This window comes from Shimia sp. R10_1 (assembly GCF_017744095.1).
GTDB lineage: Bacteria > Pseudomonadota > Alphaproteobacteria > Rhodobacterales > Rhodobacteraceae > Shimia.
On record NZ_JAGHQX010000009.1, the window covers coordinates 181,244 to 201,239 of the forward strand.

Below are 19,996 nucleotides of genomic sequence, written 5' to 3' on the forward strand. Positions count from 1 at the left end.
CAGCCAAACTCAACTCAATCCGATCAGCTCGGATCGCGGCCTTCCATGTAGGCATTCAGATCAAAGCTCTCAGCATTCGCTTTGGTGATGACCGAGAAGCCATTGTCCACAAACGGGATCTGAACCGGGTTGTAGCCAGAGACCTTGTAGTCATTGAACGGATCAAAAACGTCAGACTTCGCCGCCATGAACACAGACATAAAGCCCATGAAGCCCTGCATGCCCTGATTTGGGTTCAGCGCCGCATAGATGTTGCCCGCTTTGATATGCTCTAGCGTTGTTGGTGTCACATCAGCGTGCATCACCATCACATCAGACTCGGCCTCAAGAATAGCAGCCACGGCACCTTCGGCGGAGCCTGCCTCCGGGATCCAGATGGCTTTCAGGTTTGGGTTCGCCTGAACGATAGATGCGGTCGCGCGATAGGCGGCGTTGCTGTCCTGATTGGTGGCCTGGCGCCCGACCAGTTTGGTGTTCGGATAGTGCTCTTCCATGTAGGACAGGAAGGCTGTGACACGCAGATCGTGGTTGGACTGACCCGGATTCTCCAGAACTGCGAATTCGAAACTGTCGCCCAGTTCACCCACAAAGGCCTCGGCGGCATATTTCGCCTCTGCAAGGTTGTCTGAGGTGATGTAGGCGGAGCGCTTTGAATTTGGCGAGTCCGCGGCAAATGTCGTTATTTCGGTGCCGTTGTCGATCGCGCGGTTGATTGGTTCAATGAATGGATCCGCTTGCATTGGGTGCAGCAGGATACCTGCCGGGGCTTTCACCAGATCCTGTTCAAAAGAGGCAATCTGTTTGGTGATGTCGTAATCTGGAGTGCCCGAGAAAATGGTTTCACACCCAAAAGCGGCCGCTGCTTGTTTAAAGCCCTGATAGACGGGCACCCAGTATGGATGCCCTGACACCATGACATTCATGATGTAAGTTTCGCCCGGATCACACTTCAGCGTGTCTGCCTGCGCCACGCCAACAGCGGTTGTCAGCGACAAAGCGGCGCATAAAGCCATCTGCTTAAATTTGACCATAATCCTATTCCTCCCACGGTCGATTGACCTTGTGACGCAGCCTCTCCTCAAGCGCGCCGCAAGAAATTTCATCCTGTGCAGTTTCTTGCACTGACCCTGAGTTAGAGAGGAAATGGCACCTCAATCAATCGAACAAGCAAAATTTCTCAGAAGCTGAAATTTATTTCACAATTTCCGTAGACTCGCGAAAAAGCTTGGTCGGGCTTCAGCATCGACAGGTGGGGATAAACAAGCCCGTGGATCAAGGGGGCGTTCGCCCTACTCGCGCGTGGAGGGCGCAGGACTGTGCGCGCGGCTTTCGACCAGCGCACACAGCTAAATCATCAGCTTGCGCCATAGTGCTTTGCCCGACTCATTTTCCCGATGCCAGGGTTGAATGAGTTGGTCGGATCGCAATCGCGATAATGCGCCGCCAATGCCGGTTTGGCTGTGTAGAGGTGGCCCACATTGTGTTCAGCGGGGTATTCAGCGCCGCGCTCATCCAGAATTTTCAGCATCGCGGCCTTCAGCGCTAAGGGATCGCAGCCTTTTTTCACCACATAGTCCTGATGGAACACGTGGCACATAAGATGCCCATAGTAGACCTTCGCCGCAATCTGATCGAGCAGATCCTGTGGCAGTTTTTCAAGCCACGCACGATCGTCGCGACGTAGAGCGATATCGAGTGAAAGAATGCCTTCGGACTCCTTGGCATGCACATGGCCATACCGAACCGCTGCGCCCGCCGCTGCAAACCTATGCAGTCCAGCAATTTTTGCCTCTCGCGGAGAACAGGTCACATAATCTGCATCTGTGTTGTCAAAGAGTTCCGGCAAGAGCTGTGCTGCCTCTTCGATGCCACCATCATGCATTTTCAGGATCAGGTGGTGTTCAAATCGATCGCGGTAGGATCGCAGAAACGCCGGCAGGTGCTGTGGCCAGATCTTTGACACCAGCTGCATAAACTTGTCCGTGAACCCACGGGTCAAAGAGAATTTGTTCAATCGTGCGTCGATCGCCCCTTTCAGGGCGAAGAACATCGGCAATCGGTCAGTGCCCAGTTTGTCGATCATCACCAGCGTGTCTTTGCCATAGACCGCCGCAATATCGAAACACTCGCGATGCATGTATTCTGCAGAGACCGGCAGGGTTTCGAAACCTTTCAGAATGCGGCGGCGCAGCTCTGTGAGCTGATCCGGATCATTGGTGCCGATGTAAAATGTTTGCTCACGCTCATAGGTTGGGAAGGTGTCCAGACGCACCGCAAACACCACGAGCTTTCCGGCACAACCGGACACTTCATACAGCAGGCGTGGGTCATTGTTGTAGCGCGCTGGGCTGCGCGCATCAGCGTCACGCACAATCTCTTCGTAATCTGTATCGCGGGCTTTGCGGCCTTCCGGCGTTGGGCTGTTTTTGTCATAATCGCCCGCCTCCAGCCGTGTCAGCATTTCCTCAGGAGTGTCACCAAGCTCAATGCCCAGATGGTTGACAAGCTCAAGCGCGCCGGTTTCATCAATCCGGGCAAAAAGCGCCAATTCGGTATAGCTGGGCCCGCGTTCACAGAGCGCCCCGCCTGAATTGTTGCACACCCCGCCCGTGATCGAAGCGCCAATGCTGCTTGAGCCGATCACCGAGTGCGGCGTGCGCCCGAGGGGGCGCAGCAGTTTTTCCAGCTCAAACAAGCTGGCACCTGGCAGGCTCAGCACCTGCTCACCGTCCTGCAAGAGATGCAGACCTTTGATTTTGCTCGAATTCAGCACAACAATGGGGCGGTCATAGGTGCCTTTGGGTGTCGATCCTTCGGTGAGCCCCGTGTTGGCAGCCTGCATGACAACAACAACATCAGCGGCAACACAAGCCTGAAGAACCTGCCACATCTGCAGCAGGTTTGTTGGCATCACAACCGCAATGGCCTCGCCCTCGCCGGACCGAAACCCCTTGCGGAACCGTTCCGTCTGACTGGAGGAGGTCAACAGATTTTTGGAACCAACGATCTGATCAAGCTGTTGAAGCAACGCAGACATTTGCCACTCCTCCCTTTTTATCAATAGGCCACGGACGGCAGCCACGTGACCAAAGCGGGCCACAAGAAAACCAAGCCAAGGCACAGTAGCTGCAACAGCACGAAAGGCACCACACCTTTGTAGATGTCGGTCAACTTCACCTCAGGCGGGCAAACACCTTTGAGATAAAACAGGGAAAAACCAACAGGCGGGGTCAGGAAACTTGTCTGCAGTGTCACAGCCACAAGGATCACAAACCAGATCAATGCAGGTTCATCCAAACCGAACCCCGGAATGCCAAGATCCAGCGCCATGACAACCGGCCCCATCAAAGGCAGGACGATCAAGGTGATCTCAATCCAATCCAAGAAGAAGCCGAGAAGGAAACAGATGAACAGGATGAAGAGGATCGTGCCATTTGGCCCCAGTCCGGTGGATCCGATCAGATGTTCGATGAATTCGTCCCCGCCCAGCTCGCGCAGCACAAAGGAGAACACAGTGGCCCCAAGGAAAATCGCGAAGATATAAGCGGTTGAATTGAAGGTTGCCTTACAGACGTTCCAAAGCTTCTTAAACGTCAGTTTGCGGTAGATCACGGCAAGCAAAGTTGCCCCGATCGCGCCCACACCCGATGCTTCGGTTGGGGTGGTTATGCCCGCAAAAATGGAGCCCAGGACTGCCAGAATAAGCCCAAGTGGCGGCAACACCGCGACCAGCACATCTTTGATGACGCTCCAGTCGGGTGCTTTCGCCCCTTCCGGCACCGGCGCTGCGGCGCGGTTGAGCTGGGCCACGATAAAGATATAGCCTAGATACAAGGTGCCAAGAAGAACACCGGGTACCATCGCTGCCATAAACAGATCGCCTACGGACAGCGCCATCTGATCCGCCATAATCACCAGCATAATGGAGGGTGGGATCAGAATGCCCAGCGTGCCAGAGGCTGCAATCGTGCCGGTGGCAAGCGTCTTGGAGTATTTGTTCTGCAGCATCGTTGGCAGGCTTAGAACACCCAAAAGCACAACCGATGCCCCGACAATGCCGGTTGATGCGGCGAGCACGATGCCAATCAGGGTAACCGTGATCGCCAAACCGCCCCGCACGGTGCCAAACAGGCGTGTCATGGCCGTCATAAGACGTTCGGCAACCCCGCTTTCATCCAGCATCAACCCCATGAAGATAAACATAGGCAGCGCCACCAGAACCGCGTTGGACATGGTGGCATAGACGCGGTTAACCACCGCGCCCAGCGTCAAATAGTCGAGACCCGTGAAAGTGCTTTCGAGCCCGGTCCAGAGCATCAGGTCATTGTCAAAGAGATAGGCTGCGAAGCCAAAAATCATACCTGTGCCCGCAAGGGTCCAAGCCACGGGGAAGCCGGTGAACAACAAGCCGATGAAAGTCATGAACATCCCCATGACCATCATTTCCTCGGTGGTCTCCACTAGGAAATGCAGGCCCCAGGCCACGGCCATTGTCATGACAAACACCGAGGCCACGAGCAGAAGCGAGCGGCCTTCCCGCTCTTCGGGTGGGTTTTGGATCAGCGCATGCACATCGTGGATCAGACGGGCAACCGCCGCCAAACCAAGGAGCGTGAAGCTGAGAGGGATGACCGACTTGAAGATCCACAGGTTTGGCAGACCGGTGGCACTGGAAGAGCCTTCATCAACGCGGAAACTCTCATAAAAATAGTCATAGCCCTGATCGATCATCAGATAGACGAAGGGCGACAGTAGAACGAGAATACCCAGAACTTCTATGATGCGTTGGGCCCGGCGTGACAATTGCATGTGAAACAGATCAACGCGCACGTGGCTGTCTGTCACCAGCGCGTAGGACACACCAAACATTGTGACCAAGCCGTAAAAATGCCACTGAAGCTCATCAAGTTTGGGGAAGTTCAGATTGAACGCATAGCGCATCACAACCTGAGACACGATTGCCGCAATCAATAGCAGGTTGGCCAGCATGACAATATGGCCAACACTCTTAATCAGAGTATCCAGAAAGACCGCAATCGGCTGCGTGTCTTTGTCTGGGTGTTCAATGATCTCTTCGAATGTCTCTGCGACATCACCACGATAGTCGGTTTGCATCGTCATCGGGGACTCCTCCGGTTGCGGCGTGTCTGTAGGCCGCGACAGGCGCGATCTGCCTGCCCAAAATCTCAATTCGGCTGTCAGTAAGATGCGCCGAGACTGGGAGGTCCTCGGCGCATCTCTCGCGGGCTAACGGGTGCTGTTAGTTGATCCGCGGGAGGAAGGCGTTCTGCTCCCAAAGGTCGTACTGATTGCGGAAGGTTGTCATGTTTTCATAGACTTCCTTGAAGAAAGGATCGTTGGCGCTTTCTTCGGCGGCAACTTCTTCCCAAGTGTCTTTGAAGACGGTCAGCATCTCAGGGGACCATTTGCGGATTTGCACGCCATTCTCTTCGATGTTCTTTTGCAGAGCATCAAACTGCATGGCTTCACCTTCGGCGAAGCTGTCCGCCATAGACGCCTTGCAGGCCTCGGTCAGGATGTACTGGTGCTGCTCAGAGGCTGAGTTCCACACATCTTTGTTGATCAGCAATTCAAACACGGTCGCCTGCTGGTGCCAGCCGGGGAAGTAGTTGTATTTGACAACCTTGTGGAAACCGAGGCGCTGGTCGATGGCTGGCATCGAGAATTCGGTTGCGTCAATCGCGCCTTTTTCAAGCGCAGGGAAGATTTCGCCACCTGGCAGAAGCGAAGTTGCAACACCAAGCTTTTCCATGACTTTGCCGCCCAGACCGAAGAAGCGCATCTTCAGACCTTTGAGATCTTCTGGGGAGTTGATCTCTTTGGCAAACCAGCCAGATGTTTCCGGGGCGATTACGGCGCAAGGCAGAACCTTCACGTTGTAGCCCGCTTCGTCATACATGCGCTGATATAGGGACAGGCCGTCACCGTAGTACATCCACGCCATGTATTCGCCAGCTTCGGGGCCAAAGGGAACAGCGCTGAACAGCGGTGCCGCGGGGATCTTGCCTGCCCAATAGCCAGCTGTGGTGTAGCCAGAGTTGATTTTGCCAGCAGAAACCGCATCGAGGATTTCAAAGGCTGGCACCAGTTTGCCTGGTTCGTAGACTTTCATCTTCAGAGTGCCGCCGGACATCGCTTGTACGGCATCAGCCACACGTGGGATGGGCGTTCCCAATCCAGGAAGCGCAGTTGAGAACGCGACAGGCGTCTTCAGAAGCAGTTTATCTTTTGCGAGCGCAGGCGTGGCCGCAAGGCCAGCAGCCAATGCAAGACTGGTGATGATGGATTTCATGTTTTCCTCCTCATGCAAGACCGATCCGTTTGATCGAAAAGTGGTAAAATATATTTACCTCTCGTCGTTGGTGTACTTCATGCCCCAAAGAGGTGTCAATTTGCTCCGCACCACTGAAGATTTAAACGCTTGTTTCTAATAGATTATAGATGATTTTTCTTGCGCTTTTGGAATGAAGAGGTACTCTAATTTTACCTCTAGGAGGCACAGATGCGCACACTTGCAACCATATTTGACCGAATCGAATCTGCCCCTGTCGCCGACATGGTCGTTCAGCAAATTGAGGATCTCATCGTTCAGGGGGTTCTCGCGGAAGGAGACCGGCTCCCGTCTGAGCGGGAGCTTTCTGCGCAACTGAATGTCTCGCGCCCCAAATTGCGCGATGCTCTAAAACAGTTAGAGGCGCGCAGGCTCATAACCGTCCAGCACGGGGAAGGTACGTTTGTGGCACGGCTTACCGGGCAAGCAATGCAACCCGCGCTGATCGATCTATATGCGCGTCATGGCAAGGCGTTTTTTGACTACTTGGAGTACCGCCGCGCACAGGAGGCCTTTGCCTCCAGACTCGCCGCAGAGAGAGCGACAGCAACCGATCGCGATCGCATTAAACGTCATCTGGACGCGATCCGAGAGGCCGACGCATGCGGAGACATGGAGGCGGGCCAAGAGGCCGATGTGCGTTTTCATTCGGTGATTGTTGAAGCCAGTCACAACGCCATGCTGGTCCACATGATGTCCTCAATTTACGATCTGACACGTCGGGGTGTTTTTTACAATCGCGCCTATCTGCGCACGCTAGATGGGACCGGAGAGAAGCTCTTGGCACAACACATCGAGATCGCGAACGCCATTTTGGCCGGCGATGGTGATAGCGCTGAAACAGCGGCGAAGGCTCATTTAGACTTTGTCGAACGGTCGTTTCGTGTTGGCGAACAACAATCTGTCAACGAACGCGTCTCACAAAAGCGCGAAGGTTTGGTTTCAGAATAGTACCCATACCCAACAGGTCGGGTAAACCTGCCGCCAAAAAAAGAGACACGAACGAGAAACGCCGCCCCGAACAGGAGCGGCGTCTTGGTTTATTTTACGCTATTTATTCAGCTGCTTGCTGTGCTGCGCCATCGTAGTTGTCACGCACGCCATCGCGATACAGCGCCTTGCCCAGAGAAATGCACATCAGGCCCATCACCATTGTAAATGGCAGTGCGCCGATGATCATTGCCGCGCGCAGGGCGTCCATCGGATTGTTGTCACCAGCCGCCAAGATGAGCGCGCCAATAACAGCCGTCAGGATCAGGCCCCAGATGATACGGTGCTTGATACCTGTTTCTTCTGCACCGCCGGACATGATGGTGTTCATCACCAAGATGCCTGAATCTGCCGAAGTCACGAGGAAGGTCATCACCAGCACCACGCACATCACGTTCAACATGGACAGAAGACCACCGTCGATCATGTAAGACAGGGTGACAAACAGCTTGTTGGTGTTGGATGCACCGATGATTGCGCCATCCGCAACACCTGCGAGCTCCAGATCAATGGATGTGCCACCAAGAATGGTCATCCACGCAAAGCACACCAGTGCCGGCGCGAACACACAGCCCAGGATGAACTCGCGCACGCTGCGCCCCTTTGAAATGCGCGCCAAGAACAGGCCCACAAAAGGAGAGAACGCAATCCACCAAGCCCAATAGAAGGTTGTCCAGCCAGCCTGCCAGCCAAACTGACGACCTTGCTCGCCCGCTGCGTAAATCGCAGTCAGCGTGGTTTCATCGAGCTCAGCCGCCGCGCCTGTCAGACCGGATTTAAAGCCCTCATAGCTGCCCCATGCATTGGTTGCGCCTCCCATCAGATCCCCTGCAAGCGGTTGTGCCGCAGCAGGCAGGGAAGAGGCAAAAGCTTCCGCAGACAGCGGGCTATATGCGCCAAAGCTCAGAGACAGGAAGTGGAGGATGTAATCCACCATCGCCGTGCCATAGGTGGTCATTGCAAAAGCGAAGGACCCAAATACGACAAATGTGCCAAGCAAGATGATCGACAGCACCAGGTTCAGGTTGGAGAGGTATTTCACCCCACGGCCCACACCAGAAACCGCAGACAGGATGGACAAGCTCATGATGGTCACAAGCCCAGCAATCAAGCCAACTTTGCTTGGTGTTGGAACCTCACCACCCATATCCATGATCCAGGTCATGCCGGTGATCGCATAGATCCCATCAACAAACTGGCTGATGCCGTAGCCGATGGTCACTGACACACCAAGAATGGTCGCAACCACACCAAGCACATCGACAAGATGCCCCAAGAAGCCATTCATCAGACGGCCAAAAAGTGGGGTCAGAGCGGAGCGAATGGTCAGCGGCATACCGCGTGTATAGGCATAATACGCGAGGCTAAGCCCAGTCACCACATAGATTGCCCAAGCATGGAAGCCATAGTGCAGATAGGTATAACGGTAAGCAGATTGAACCGCCTCGGGTTGATTGCCCGGCACAGCCCCCGACACAACTTCAGGGTTCGATCCCCAAAGTCCCAGAGGCTCAGCAGTGGCAAACACCATCAGACCTACCCCGAGGCCTGCCCCAAACATCATTGAAAACCATGAGAAATTCGAAAACTCAGGCTTTTCGCCCGGCGCACCCATGATCCGCTTCCCAGTGGAAGGCAACAGCGCGACCACAGCAAGAAAAAAGAAAAACAGGCCAACAATGATAACGTAAAAGCTATTGAAGCTCTCAAGAAGCTTTCCGTTCAAGCTCCCCAGCGTGCCGGTCGCATTGGCTGGAAACACCAGAGCCCAAAGCACAAGCGCCACCATGATGCCCTTACTGATTAAGGCAATGGGCACGCTGTAATTTTCATAGAAACCGGCATCAGCCGTTTCTATCTCTAAGTCCGTAAAAGGTTCTTTTATCGACATACTATTCCTCCCGTGTCGTTTTTGTCCTTTTTTCGATAGATCCTGTCCTTTTAGCGACTCCTTTCGCGTCTAATTACGACTATCCCGCGCGCTTTTGCGTATGCGGTGAAATCCCGAAATGCTGTCGAAAGCATTTGGAGAAGTGACTTGCAGAGGCAAAGCCGCAGGAAATGGCCACGTCTAGGACACGCATGTCGGTTTGCTGAAGCAAAGTGCGGGCACGTTCCAATCTCAAGCTTGTCATGTAGGTTTTGGGGCTCATACCCACGTATTTTTGAAACAGCCTCTCCAGCTGCCGCGTTGACAGGCCTGCGTTGGCTGCAACGACACTCGGCGACAATGGCGCTTCTAAACTTTCTTGCATCAGAGTGACCGCACGCGCGAGTTTTTCATGGCGCGTTCCAAAACGGCACAGATCTGTCTGTGTCTGACGATCATCCTTCACGCGAACCGATGCATAAAGCAAGTGGTCTGCAACTTTGCTGACAGTATCTTGACCACATTGCTGATTGATAATCGACGCAAAGAGATCAATAGTCGATGCCCCGCCGCCGCATGTGGTGATGCCACGTTCCGTTTCATAGATCGAACATACAGATTCGATTTCCGGAAACAGCTCCACAAACGCTGGCTGATGCTGCCAATGCGCGCTCAACCTCTGCCCAGTCGCAAGACCAGCACTGGCAAGGATCGTTGCGCCGCCGCCGATGCCGCAGAGCTGAACACCAAACCTTCGGGCCTGCCGCAGCCAGGACTTGAGCTCGTTGGACACAATTTGCGCAACACCCGCCGCGCCGCAGATGACGATACAATCGCCACGGCTGGTGTGCGGCAAGCTTCCCTCAACCTCTACTTTGATGCCAGAAGACGATGTCACCGGACCACCGGTTTCGCTCACGATGGTCCAATCAAACACAGGGTGCTCGGCGACAGCGTTTGCTGTCGCCAGAGCGTCTACACCTGCACCAAGTTCCAAGGCTGAGAAGCCTGGTGAAATCAAGAAGACGAACTTGGCACGCGCGCTTGGCTTGATGTTTGAGTTTGAGACTCTGATTTCAGGACCCCGCATCATTTTCAGCCCTCTCTTCTCTTAGGCACGCATGTTTGCACCGTTGGCGTCATATGCTGGGGCGCCAAGGATCTCTGCATCATACATTGTGCCCAATATCTCCACCTGGAGTTTGGTGCCTGGCGCAGCATGCGCCGTCGCTACATAGCCCATCGCCATAGACTGACCGACGCGATGGCCATACCCACCGGAAGAGACGTAACCGACTGCCTCGCCGTCTTTTAGGATCGCCTCATCGTTGGAGACATCGATGCCATCAACCTCGATTGTCATCGTCACAAGCTTCTGTTTGACGCCTTCCTCACGGAATTTAAGCGTGGCATCTTTGCCGACAAAATCCTTCTTCCAGTTGATGAAAGCATCCATGCCGCTTTCAACCGCATTGAAGTCTGGACGGAAATCTGTGGTCCAGACTCCCCAACCTTTTTCCAAGCGCAGGCTCATCAATGCGCGTGCGCCATACCAGCGATAGCTCAGATCCGCGCCCGCATCCTCAATCGATTGCGCAAGGCGCAGCAGGTACTGTGGCTTACAGTAGATCTCAAAGCCCAGTTCACCAGAGAAGGAAATTCGGTTCAGGATAACTGGAACACCGCCAACAAAGGTCTGGCGCAGGTCGCGGAATTTAAACGTCTCCGCAGACACATCATCACGGGTGATGCGCGCCAGCAGTTCACGTGACTTCGGCCCGGAAAGAGCCACGCCGTGCCAATCGTCAGAGACGTTCTCATAGTTCACATCATCCGGCAGGTCCCTCTCAAACCAGCGGCGATGCGCCTCCTGCATGCTGCCAGATCCAAACAGCATGAAGTGATCTTCTGCCAGACAGGCCACGGTCAGATCGCCATAAAGACGGCCCTTTTCCGTAAGCATCGGCGTCAGTGTCAGACGGCCCGGTTTTGGCACATAGCCTGCGAGGGTTTTGTTCAGATAATCGCGCGCGCCTGCGCCCTTGAACTCATGCTTCGCAAAGTTTGCGATCTCAATGCCGCCCACAGCCTCCTGAACGGCTTTCACTTCGCGTGCGACATAGTCAAACGAGCGGTTGCGCTCAAACGTTGGCTCTTCATGCGCATCGTCAGCACCGTCCGCAAACCACAAAGCGTTTTCAAGACCAAAGCCTTGATCCATCACCGCGCCCTTGGCCACCAGCCGGTCATAAAGCGCCGTGGTTTTTTGCAGGCGCCCTTTGGGCAGCGTTTCATTGGGGAAGGTCATCACAAAACGGCGCTCGTAGTTCTCCGCCGATTTGATGGTACCCCAGTCTGGTGTGGCAAATTCGCCAAAGCGCGCCACATCCATGGCCCAGACGTCGATGGACGGCTCACCGTCAATCATCCATTCCGCCATCGTCAGGCCAACGCCGCCGCCCTGACAGAAGCCTGCCATGACACCAACCGCACACCAGTAGTTCTTCATACCCGGAACTGGGCCGATCATCGGGTTGCCATCCGGACCAAAGGTGAATGGGCCGTTGATCATATCCTTGATACCAGCGTTGCCGATGGCTGGGATGCGTTCAAAGGACATTTCCAGACGGTCGGCGATGCGGTCCAGATCCGGTTGCAAGAGCTCGTGGCCAAAGTCCCAAGGCGTGCCTTCGATCTTCCAGGGTGTAGATTTTGGCTCGTAAGTGCCCAGCAGCATCCCCTGACGTTCCTGACGGAAGTAGATGTTTGCCTCATAGTCGATGCCCGCAGGCAAACGGCCAGCTTCGCCCATGCTGTCCATGCGCCCGGCAATCTCTGGGATTGCTTCGGTGATCAGGTAGTGGTGCTCCATTGGCTGCACAGGCAGGTGAATACCAGACATATGGCCAACTTCCCGCGCCCAGAGGCCGCCACAGTTCACAACGTGCTCTGCGTTGATTTTACCTTTGGGGGTGGTCAGATCCCAGCTGCCATCCGGGCGCTGGCTCATGGCGGTCACGCCGCAATGGGTGAAATACTGCGCGCCATGGTGACGGGCGGATTTTGCGAAGGCATAGGTGGCGCCAGATGGATCGACATCGCCATCCTGTTCGTCCCACAGGGCGGCATGATAGTGTTTCGGGTCAATCAGCGGGTGACGCTCGGCCACTTCTTTGGGGCTGATGAATTCCTGATGCAGGCCCATATAGCGCGCTTTGGAACGCTCGCGCTTGAGATAGTCATACCATTCCGGGGTCGAGGCCAGATAAAAGCCGCCGGTGATGTGCATGCCCACCGAATGGCCAGAGGTCTCTTCGATCTCTTTATAGAGGTCGATGGTATAAGACTGCAGACGCGAGATATTCGGGTCTGAGGAGATCGTGTGGATCTGTCCCGCCGCGTGCCAGCTTGAGCCGGAGGTCAGCTCGTCACGCTCCAGCAGGACGGCGTCTTTCCAGCCGAATTTAGCCAGGTGAAACAGGATCGAGCAGCCGACAACGCCGCCACCGATCACAACCACTTTGGCGTGGGAGGGCAGCTGCTTGCCGCCAGTGCTTTCTTCTTTTTGAATCTCAGGCATGATCTTTCCTCAGTTCAGGGGCAACCGGCGGAATTTGCCGGGCATTGCAGGGTCATAAAAATGGTCAAGTGGTCCGTTTTCGACCAGATGGTTGTGCCAGTGGTTGAGCGCGTCTCTATCAAGCGTCACGCCCAGACCGGGGCCTTCGGGGACGGCGATCACATCATTTTTCTGGCGGAACGGGCCGCCTTCGATGACATCACCGATCTGCCAGCGGAACAGCGATTGTGATGGCTCAGAGATCCAGGGCATGGCTGCGGACATATGCAGATAGCCAGCGGTTGCGATGCCCGCATCGCCGGAATAGCACCAGAAACCAACGCCCATCGCTTCACAGGCCCCGATAAAGCGCACCGCACGCGCAATACCGCCCAAAACCGCGAAATTTGTCACGATGTAATCTGGTCCGCCTACGGCAATCGCCTTGCGGATGTCTGGCACATGGGTGGAGATCGGAATGGTAAAGTGACGGCGCAGCTCTGCCATCTCTTCAAAGGTGGCCACCGGATCTTCGTAGTTGCGTATATTATAGGGCTCGATTTCACGGAACAGACGCATCGCTGTTGGCAGCGAATACTGCATATTGCTGTCCAGACGGATCATGGCCTTGCGGCCCAGCGTGTCACGCAGCGCTTTGACCGTGTCGATTTCCAGCTCGGGATCGCCGAGGATCAGCTTACCTTCGAACATGGTTGAGCCATGTTCCTCCGCCATCGTCGCGCAGTAGTCCGCCACCTCCTGAGGGGCCATTTCGCCCCCGACACGATAGCCAAAATACTCGGTGAAAGGGATCTCGTTACGCACCGCGCCCCCAAGGAGGCGATACAGGGGCTCATTGGCAACCTTACCGCGCAGATCCCAGAGCGCGATCTCAATCGCACCAAATGCTTTCACCACAGAGCTGTCGTCTGTGTTTTGTACGATCTGCCAGGGCGGCACGCATAGACTTTCGCAGCCGGCAATATCCAACGGGTCTGCGCCGATCAGCCGTTCGCCCATGGCCTCAATCGTGCGCACCACATCGATCGAGGGTGCTTCACCAAGGCCAACCAAGCCTTGATCCGTCTCGACTTCGATGATGGTTTTTGACGTGCCCGGATAGTATCCGCCGGTCCACCACATCGGCTTTTCAAGCGGAATATTGACCGGCGTCGCCTTCAGCCCTGTTATTTTAATACCAGGCATCAGGCAGTTCCTCTTTGCGCTTGGCAACATAGGTCTGAAGCTCTTCAAGCTTCGCGACGTCTATGTCTGGCTGTTTGTATTCAGCCAACATCTGCTTCCAGCGGGCGCAGGCACGCGCGCGCATATCAAGTGAGCCGCGCTCCTCCCAGTTTTCAACGTTTTCGCTGTCTGAAAGCTGGGCTTCGTAGAACGCGTTCTGATAATGACGCATCGTGTGGGCCGACCCAAGGAAGTGCCCGCCTGCCTCTACTTCGCCATAGGCATCGCGCGCAAAACTCTCGTCGCTGGTGTCCAAACCTTGGCTCAGAACCTTTTGATAGGATCCGAGACGATCCGCATCCATCACCAGCTTTTCGTATCCGGTTACCAATCCGCCTTCGAGCCAACCAGCGGAGTGCAGCACAAAATTTGCACCTGCCAGCATGGTTGAATGCATTGAATCCGCGCTTTCATAGGCCGCTTGAGCATCCTCGATCTTGGATGCCGTCAACGACCCGCCACAGCGCAACGGCAACCCGATACGGCGCGCCAACTGCCCGATTGCGTAGTTCGAGACCACAGGCTCAGGCATGCCAAACGTGGGGGCCCCGGTTTTTAGTGACATGGAGGACAAGAAGTTCCCCATAACGAACGGCGCGCCTGGGCGGATCAGCTGAACATATGCGCAGACCATCATCGCCTCTGCCATCGCTTGCGCCACGGCCGCCGCAGTCGACACAGGCCCCATCGCCCCTGTCAAAATGAACGGCACCGTAATGACCCCCTGCCCCCGCGCGGAATAGACCCGCACAGATTCAGTCACCACGCGATCCACCAACAAAGGTGAGTTGGTGTTCACATTTGCCATAATAACGCAGTTGTCATCGACAAAATCGCGCCCGAAAACGATATCCATCATGTCCATGCTGTCCTGCGCACGGCTCATTTCTGTGATCGCCCCTAGATGTGGTTTGTCACTCAATGTGATGTGCGCCATGAGCATGTCAAAGTGGCGCTTTGAAACAGGCACATCGGTCGGCTCACAGGTCACAAAACCACCGTGATGCAGATTGGGGTGCATATACGTCAGCTTCACCAGCTCTTCGAAGGAAGCCATATCACCGTAACGGCGACCGCGCTCCAGATCGCGCACGAAGGGAGAGCCGTAAACCGGTGCAAAAACCTGATTGGTCCCGCCAATGGTAACAGACCGCTCCGGATTGCGGGCTACTTGGGTAAACTCACTTGGCGCCTTGGCACAGAGCGCACGAATCCAACTCGCATCGGCGCGCACCAAATCATCTTCAACGCGCGCGCCCTCTTTCTTCCACAACGCCAACGCTTCAGGGTCGTCTCGGAACGCAATTCCGACCTCTTGAATGATCCAGTCAACCTGGGCCTCAATCTTGACGAGGTCCTCTTCATCCAAGATGTCGAAATGCTTGAGTTTACGGCGAATAAAAGGGCTGGCAATCGCGCCTCCCCCTTGCGTGTTACGTTGCCTAGACGCTCTTGCGCGACGTGCCATTGGCCTGCTCCCCATATTCTTCAACTCAGAATATTAACCTGTGAAAAAGCGGCTGTGACGCTTGAAAAAATATATGGTTGGCATAAACAGAATTTATGCAAGAACTCTGGAAACAACTCGGGTCACCGCGCCACCTCGTGGTCTTTGAAGCGGCTGCGCGTCTCCAATCCTTCACGCACGCAGCGCAGGAGCTGAATGTCCAACAACCGGCGGTGAGTGTCGCGATACGTCACCTCGAAGAAGGGCTCGGCACGGCTCTGTTCATTCGCCAGCACCGCAAAGTGATTCTAACCACTGCGGGCGAGCGGCTTATGGCGGATGTAACCCGGGCTTTTAGCCAGCTTGCCCATTCTGTGGCGTCGATTCAGCAGCTTAAGCAGGCCAAATATGTCACCCTCAGTGCCTCGACCGCATTTAACAACTACTGGATCATGCCAAGGTTGGCTGAGTTTCAGGCGCAACACCCGGAAATTGACTTGCGTTTACAATCAAGTGATCGCGAACCAGACATTGATGCAGAAAATATCAGCCTCGCTGTCCGCTTAGGCGATGGGAACTGGCCAGAATACGAAAGAGAGTTGATCGCAGACGAAGTGATTTACCCGGTTGCTGCACCGCGCATTATGGAAGCCGCAGGTCAGCTAGAAGACATTTTCGACCTGCTCAATCAGCGACTGATCCACCTGGAGGAGCCCATTCGTCAAAGACCGAGCTGGAGCGATTGGTTCAAAAACTTCTCGGTCAAATCAGGCGTGCCAAACACCGGACTTCGGCTAAATGACTATGCCCTTGTCCTGCAAGCCGCCATGGCCGGAGAAGGCTTTGCATTTGGCTGGAAACATCTGACTGATCGTCTTGTGGCACAGGGCGTTCTGGCCGCACGGTTTGAATGGCAGTGGAAAACCGGAAACGGGTTCTATCTTGTATGGTCGAAAAAGACCCCACTCACAGAAGACGCCAAAAAGGTCCGCGATTGGGTTTTGGACAATACGACCAATACCCCTTAGGTCCGGGAGCCGCGTGTTTCGCGGCCCCCAGTTTTTTCGTTACAGAAGTGCGCGCACTTTTTCCAACAACGCAGCGTTGACCGCGACGCCTTCGGTTGCCGCGACTTCACGGCACTTTCTGCGCCCATCACCGGGAAGACGCGCACCGTCTTGCTCATGGAACGACGCGATCAAATCAGCGAGCTTCTCCTGAAAAGCACCGCCTGACGTGGCAGATGGATCGACCGCGATGAAGAACTGACCGGTCTTAGGAGGCCCACCTGCGGTCCCAGAGAAGGGGCTGGCCACGGAACCGAGCGTCGCACCAGTCATCGCTGCCGCCATCAATTCAACGGTCAGCGCGATGCCGACACCTTTGTAGCCGCCGGAGGGGACCATGGAGCCTTTAAGGCCGGCCTCTGGATCGGTTGTGGGCTGTCCATCCGCATCCAGAACCCACCCTTCCGGCACGGGTTTGCCTTCGCGCGCGTGTTTCATCACTTCGCTCTTGGCAATGGTGCTGGCGGATTGGTCAATCAACAACGCTGCATTTCCGTCAGCATCCGGCGCGGCGATGGAAAACGGGTTTGTGCCAACAACGGGTTTGGCGCCGCCTGAAGGTGCAATGGAGGCAGGCGCGTTGGTGAAGCCAATGCCCAGAAGCCCGGCTTGTGCCAAACGCTGTGTGTGCACGCCGAGCACACCGCAGTTGTAAGAGTTGTTCACTGCAAGCACAGCCACGCCCTGCTCTTTGGCCAAAGGGATCAGCTTTTCAAAGCCGAGATCAATCGCTGAATGGGCAAACCCCGTTGCCGCGTCCACCGCGACAACTGCGGGACGTGGCTGGGTCACAATGGGCTTGGCTTTCCCATCGACTTTTCCGCAATCCACATGCTGAGCGTAGATTGGAATATAGGCCAAACCGTGAGAGGCCACGCCATCCGCCTCTGTCATCGCTGTGGCGACAGCCAGTGGGCGCGCGTTTTCTTCGGAGGTGCCAGCTTTCACCAAAGCGTCAAAGGCAAGTGCTTCAATCTCGGCAAGAGAGAGAGTTTCGGTTGCAGTCATCGTGGGTTCCCAATCTTCTGATATGTGATGCGCCGATTGGCGCAAACCGCAGGGGTTTAGTCGTTGTCACTCAGCCCGGAGCCAGCGCCGCGCAAACGGCTTTCTTCTGTCGCAGGGGCAAAAGTGCGGTGGGCAAATGCGCTCAATCTGTCCCAGTCGTTGTCTGGAACATCCGCGCGCAGCAATGGCTCCCGCCGGCCTTCCATATCCGCAGGCGCGGAGAACACCAGCTTGGCAACATGGTCCGCGTTCAGTGCTTCTGGGCTGGCCTGAACGCAAAGCTGACGTCCGTCGGTCGCCAAGCGCGCGCCATCCCATTCTGCGGCAACCGGCACCCCAAGACGCAATGCAGCCCCGCCCATGAACGGCACCGCAAGCAATGGAATGCTTACATTTTCCATTACAATGGTGCCGCGATCGAGGAGGCGCACAGCGCTGTCGCTCAGGGAGGCACCTGCAATCAAGGGGCTCATGCGGCGTGTCGGTGCATGCCAGATTTCCGCACTCAGCGACACAGGCGAAACATCAATTGAAGGAATGCGATCATTCATCTCCAGCAAGTCCGCCAACAACCCTGCCCCGGGGAAGCCAAAAGCAGAAAGCCATCGTGTGCCTTTTGCGGCTTCTTCCGACAGTCCCCAAGACAAGCCCGCGCCACGTGCTGCCCGTTTGCTCATGGCTTCAATTTCGTTCAGGGAGTGCCTCATGCGGTTGCCTTTTCAAGTTGCGGGAAAACCCAATAGTCCGCGTTTTCATTGGACAATTCATGCGGTAGCGGCGCGTTGCCATACATGCAAATGCGCACCCACCGGTCGGATCGCGGATCAAACTTAGTTGCCCCGAAGAACGACAGCTTGCAGCGCAACATGTCAATCGGCAGCACGTGATCGGAAATTGTATTGTCTCTGATTTCTGCGTAGGGTGCGCGCCCGACTATCTGAACGCGCCGCAGCACATGGCGATGTTCTGGGTGACGCAGAAGGAAGTCTGCAACCTGCGCATCCTCTGACCAATGCGCCAGCGCCTGATACAGTTGTGCCGCGTCCCGTCCGGGCGCCAATGGTTGCTCATATTCCTCAATAGGCTCTTCAAAGCGTTCGCCCAAGCGCGGCTCGAGCTTTTCTTCCGACACATACCACGCCCGCGCCTTGCTCGCGGGGGCCGTCCAGTCGGTTTCAATCGCCCAGCCATAGATCTCGCGCAGCAGCGCTCTGAGATCGCCGATTTTCATAGCGCCTGCGATACGGAATGTGGCGGTGTTATCGGCGGCCATGCCTTCGGCGAACTCATCCACCAAAGCGCCATAAGGCTCCAGTATCAGCGATGCGACCCATTCCTGTCCTTCCAGCGAAAGGTGCTCTTCGGCCCATTCGTACAAAGTATTCCAAGGAGACGCGGCGTTCAAATCAGCGTCGGCCAGATAGCCATCAACCTTTTCAACATCCTCACGCAGAGCGGCGAGTTTCTCTATTTGGATTGGATGCTCAGAGACCCAAGTCTCAGCAATTTTCTTATTTCGCTCAAAGACATCCCGAAATAGCGCGATGTCTTCTGCGGTTGCGGATTGAACACCTCGCACCACTTGAACGGCGTTTTCACGCGCCGCGATCCAATTGTTGAACAGAACTGGATGGTTCAGCAGAAACGGCGCCATTCCGAGCCCCGTTGAGTTCCCGATGCCCATTGAGCGCGCAATATCAACATCCAGCGCAACAGCCTTGGAGCCATTCTCTCTCGCACGCACGTCCGCCATATGCTGCACCAAATCCAGTACAAACCAGCGCGTCAGATAAACTGACAACATTTCGACCTGAAAAGGGGCACGAAACTCAGGGCGATCCGCGATCATTTCGCGATCTGCGGCCCCCAATTTGCCTGAACCATACACCGCTGTTGTCCGCATGAGGTATCCAACGGCGTCGATTTTTTCCACAGAAGGCTGGTCCCCTTTTGCGAGAGCATCGACAACATGTTCCCACAAGCGCACCGATCTGTTTGACCGCGACACAGACAGCTCCGTGTTAGTCACGCGCCCCGCTTCCTGCACAGGTATGTTGGCCGAAAGCCGCTCAATGTCTGAACCCGTCGGCACGCCATCAAAGAGAGTGTAGGTTGCATCCCATGCATCCGCAATCACCCGATCAGATCGCTTTTCAGGGGGGAGATCATGTGCAAACGCAATCAGTGAATACGATCTCTCAGGACCATGCGCGGTATAAACTGCATGGCCAACCCCATTATCGTTGATTTCAAAAGCTGTCTTCTCAAACCGCCAGTTCTCTCGTGCCATGCGACGGGTTAGAACGCGCATAAAGGACAGTCGCGACTGGTGCATAGAACCAAGACGCGCAAGACGCATCACCACCTGTGGGGCACGTCGGGAAACCTCAGTCATTCGATATCCTCCTGATCTTTTGGCATCTAAGTGAAATTGACAAGATGCCTGACAGTCTTTGAA

General features: G+C 55.3%; 14 protein-coding genes. 2 read left to right on the plus strand and 12 right to left on the minus strand.

Features of this window, described 5'->3' with window-relative positions:
* Positions 1 to 23 precede the first annotated feature (23 nt).
* The 4 genes from J7413_RS16960 to J7413_RS16975 all read right to left on the minus strand — a co-directional run bounded on the left by J7413_RS16960 (position 24) and on the right by J7413_RS16975 (position 6,313).
* Positions 24 to 1,031 (minus strand): substrate-binding domain-containing protein, encoded by a 1,008-nt coding sequence (locus J7413_RS16960; RefSeq protein ID WP_209100346.1) that lies wholly within the window; start codon positions 1,029 to 1,031, stop codon positions 24 to 26.
* A gap of 323 nt (positions 1,032 to 1,354) precedes the next feature.
* Complete coding sequence (dld, locus tag J7413_RS16965; protein ID WP_209100348.1) at positions 1,355 to 3,037, minus strand: D-lactate dehydrogenase; 1,683 nt, start codon at positions 3,035 to 3,037, stop codon at positions 1,355 to 1,357.
* A gap of 20 nt (positions 3,038 to 3,057) precedes the next feature.
* Positions 3,058 to 5,121, minus strand: coding sequence for a TRAP transporter large permease subunit (locus J7413_RS16970; protein WP_209100350.1), 2,064 nt, complete (start codon positions 5,119 to 5,121; stop codon positions 3,058 to 3,060).
* A 139-nt stretch (positions 5,122 to 5,260) separates the two neighbouring features.
* Positions 5,261 to 6,313: a TRAP transporter substrate-binding protein gene (locus J7413_RS16975; RefSeq protein ID WP_209100352.1), complete on the minus strand. Its 1,053-nt coding sequence runs from the start codon at positions 6,311 to 6,313 to the stop codon at positions 5,261 to 5,263.
* Positions 6,314 to 6,523: 210 nt separating this feature from the next.
* On the opposite strand from J7413_RS16975, the gene J7413_RS16980 reads away from it, so the two are divergent.
* Positions 6,524 to 7,303: a FadR/GntR family transcriptional regulator gene (locus J7413_RS16980; RefSeq protein ID WP_209100354.1), complete on the plus strand. Its 780-nt coding sequence runs from the start codon at positions 6,524 to 6,526 to the stop codon at positions 7,301 to 7,303.
* A gap of 103 nt (positions 7,304 to 7,406) precedes the next feature.
* On the opposite strand, the gene J7413_RS16985 is transcribed toward J7413_RS16980, so the two are convergent.
* From J7413_RS16985 to J7413_RS17005, 5 genes are all read right to left on the minus strand, one after another.
* The gene (locus J7413_RS16985; RefSeq protein ID WP_209100356.1) at positions 7,407 to 9,233 is read right to left on the minus strand and encodes a BCCT family transporter; all 1,827 of its coding nucleotides are present in this window, start codon (positions 9,231 to 9,233) and stop codon (positions 7,407 to 7,409) included.
* 79 nt (positions 9,234 to 9,312) lie between these two features.
* On the minus strand, positions 9,313 to 10,305 hold the full coding sequence (locus J7413_RS16990) for a GlxA family transcriptional regulator (protein WP_209100359.1): 993 nt from the start codon (positions 10,303 to 10,305) through the stop codon (positions 9,313 to 9,315).
* Between the two features lie 18 nt (positions 10,306 to 10,323).
* Positions 10,324 to 12,792, minus strand: a complete 2,469-nt coding sequence (locus J7413_RS16995; RefSeq protein WP_209100361.1) for an FAD-dependent oxidoreductase — start codon at positions 12,790 to 12,792, stop codon at positions 10,324 to 10,326.
* 9 nt (positions 12,793 to 12,801) lie between these two features.
* A complete protein-coding gene (locus J7413_RS17000; protein ID WP_209100363.1) occupies positions 12,802 to 13,977 on the minus strand; it encodes a mandelate racemase/muconate lactonizing enzyme family protein in 1,176 nt (391 codons plus the stop codon).
* Positions 13,964 to 15,484: a trimethylamine methyltransferase family protein gene (locus J7413_RS17005; RefSeq protein WP_209100365.1), complete on the minus strand. Its 1,521-nt coding sequence runs from the start codon at positions 15,482 to 15,484 to the stop codon at positions 13,964 to 13,966. The genes J7413_RS17000 and J7413_RS17005 overlap by 14 nt, the downstream gene beginning before the upstream one ends.
* A 95-nt stretch (positions 15,485 to 15,579) precedes the next feature.
* Between J7413_RS17005 and J7413_RS17010 the strand changes: the two genes are divergently transcribed.
* Positions 15,580 to 16,491 carry a LysR substrate-binding domain-containing protein gene (locus tag J7413_RS17010; protein WP_209100367.1) on the plus strand — a complete coding sequence of 304 codons (912 nt, stop codon included), beginning with the start codon at positions 15,580 to 15,582 and terminating at the stop codon, positions 16,489 to 16,491.
* A gap of 39 nt (positions 16,492 to 16,530) precedes the next feature.
* Here the strand turns inward: J7413_RS17010 and J7413_RS17015 are convergent, their stop codons facing one another.
* The 3 genes from J7413_RS17015 to J7413_RS17025 are packed head-to-tail and all read right to left on the minus strand — an operon-like array spanning position 16,531 to position 19,933.
* Positions 16,531 to 17,538 (minus strand): Ldh family oxidoreductase, encoded by a 1,008-nt coding sequence (locus tag J7413_RS17015; protein WP_209100369.1) that lies wholly within the window; start codon positions 17,536 to 17,538, stop codon positions 16,531 to 16,533.
* 56 nt (positions 17,539 to 17,594) lie between these two features.
* A complete protein-coding gene (locus J7413_RS17020) occupies positions 17,595 to 18,245 on the minus strand; it encodes a DUF3726 domain-containing protein (protein ID WP_209100371.1) in 651 nt (216 codons plus the stop codon).
* A complete protein-coding gene (locus tag J7413_RS17025; RefSeq protein WP_209100373.1) occupies positions 18,242 to 19,933 on the minus strand; it encodes a hypothetical protein in 1,692 nt (563 codons plus the stop codon). Before J7413_RS17025 ends, J7413_RS17020 begins: the two co-directional genes overlap by 4 nt.
* Positions 19,934 to 19,996 lie beyond the last annotated feature (63 nt).

What these genes read in the sequence shown, in the direction of transcription:
- J7413_RS16960 (WP_209100346.1), bottom strand. Translation starts at nt 1,031, where the DNA reads ATGGTCAAATTTAAGCAGATGGCTTTATGCGCCGCTTTGTCGCTGACA.
- J7413_RS17010 (WP_209100367.1), top strand. Translation starts at nt 15,580, where the DNA reads ATGCAAGAACTCTGGAAACAACTCGGGTCACCGCGCCACCTCGTGGTC.
- J7413_RS17025 (WP_209100373.1), bottom strand. Translation starts at nt 19,933, where the DNA reads ATGACTGAGGTTTCCCGACGTGCCCCACAGGTGGTGATGCGTCTTGCG.
- J7413_RS16995 (WP_209100361.1), bottom strand. Translation starts at nt 12,792, where the DNA reads ATGCCTGAGATTCAAAAAGAAGAAAGCACTGGCGGCAAGCAGCTGCCC.
- J7413_RS16975 (WP_209100352.1), bottom strand. Translation starts at nt 6,313, where the DNA reads ATGAAATCCATCATCACCAGTCTTGCATTGGCTGCTGGCCTTGCGGCC.
- J7413_RS17005 (WP_209100365.1), bottom strand. Translation starts at nt 15,484, where the DNA reads ATGGCACGTCGCGCAAGAGCGTCTAGGCAACGTAACACGCAAGGGGGA.
- dld (WP_209100348.1), bottom strand. Translation starts at nt 3,037, where the DNA reads ATGTCTGCGTTGCTTCAACAGCTTGATCAGATCGTTGGTTCCAAAAAT.
- J7413_RS16990 (WP_209100359.1), bottom strand. Translation starts at nt 10,305, where the DNA reads ATGATGCGGGGTCCTGAAATCAGAGTCTCAAACTCAAACATCAAGCCA.
- J7413_RS16985 (WP_209100356.1), bottom strand. Translation starts at nt 9,233, where the DNA reads ATGTCGATAAAAGAACCTTTTACGGACTTAGAGATAGAAACGGCTGAT.
- J7413_RS17020 (WP_209100371.1), bottom strand. Translation starts at nt 18,245, where the DNA reads ATGAGGCACTCCCTGAACGAAATTGAAGCCATGAGCAAACGGGCAGCA.
- J7413_RS16970 (WP_209100350.1), bottom strand. Translation starts at nt 5,121, where the DNA reads ATGACGATGCAAACCGACTATCGTGGTGATGTCGCAGAGACATTCGAA.
- J7413_RS17015 (WP_209100369.1), bottom strand. Translation starts at nt 17,538, where the DNA reads ATGACTGCAACCGAAACTCTCTCTCTTGCCGAGATTGAAGCACTTGCC.
- J7413_RS16980 (WP_209100354.1), top strand. Translation starts at nt 6,524, where the DNA reads ATGCGCACACTTGCAACCATATTTGACCGAATCGAATCTGCCCCTGTC.
- J7413_RS17000 (WP_209100363.1), bottom strand. Translation starts at nt 13,977, where the DNA reads ATGCCTGGTATTAAAATAACAGGGCTGAAGGCGACGCCGGTCAATATT.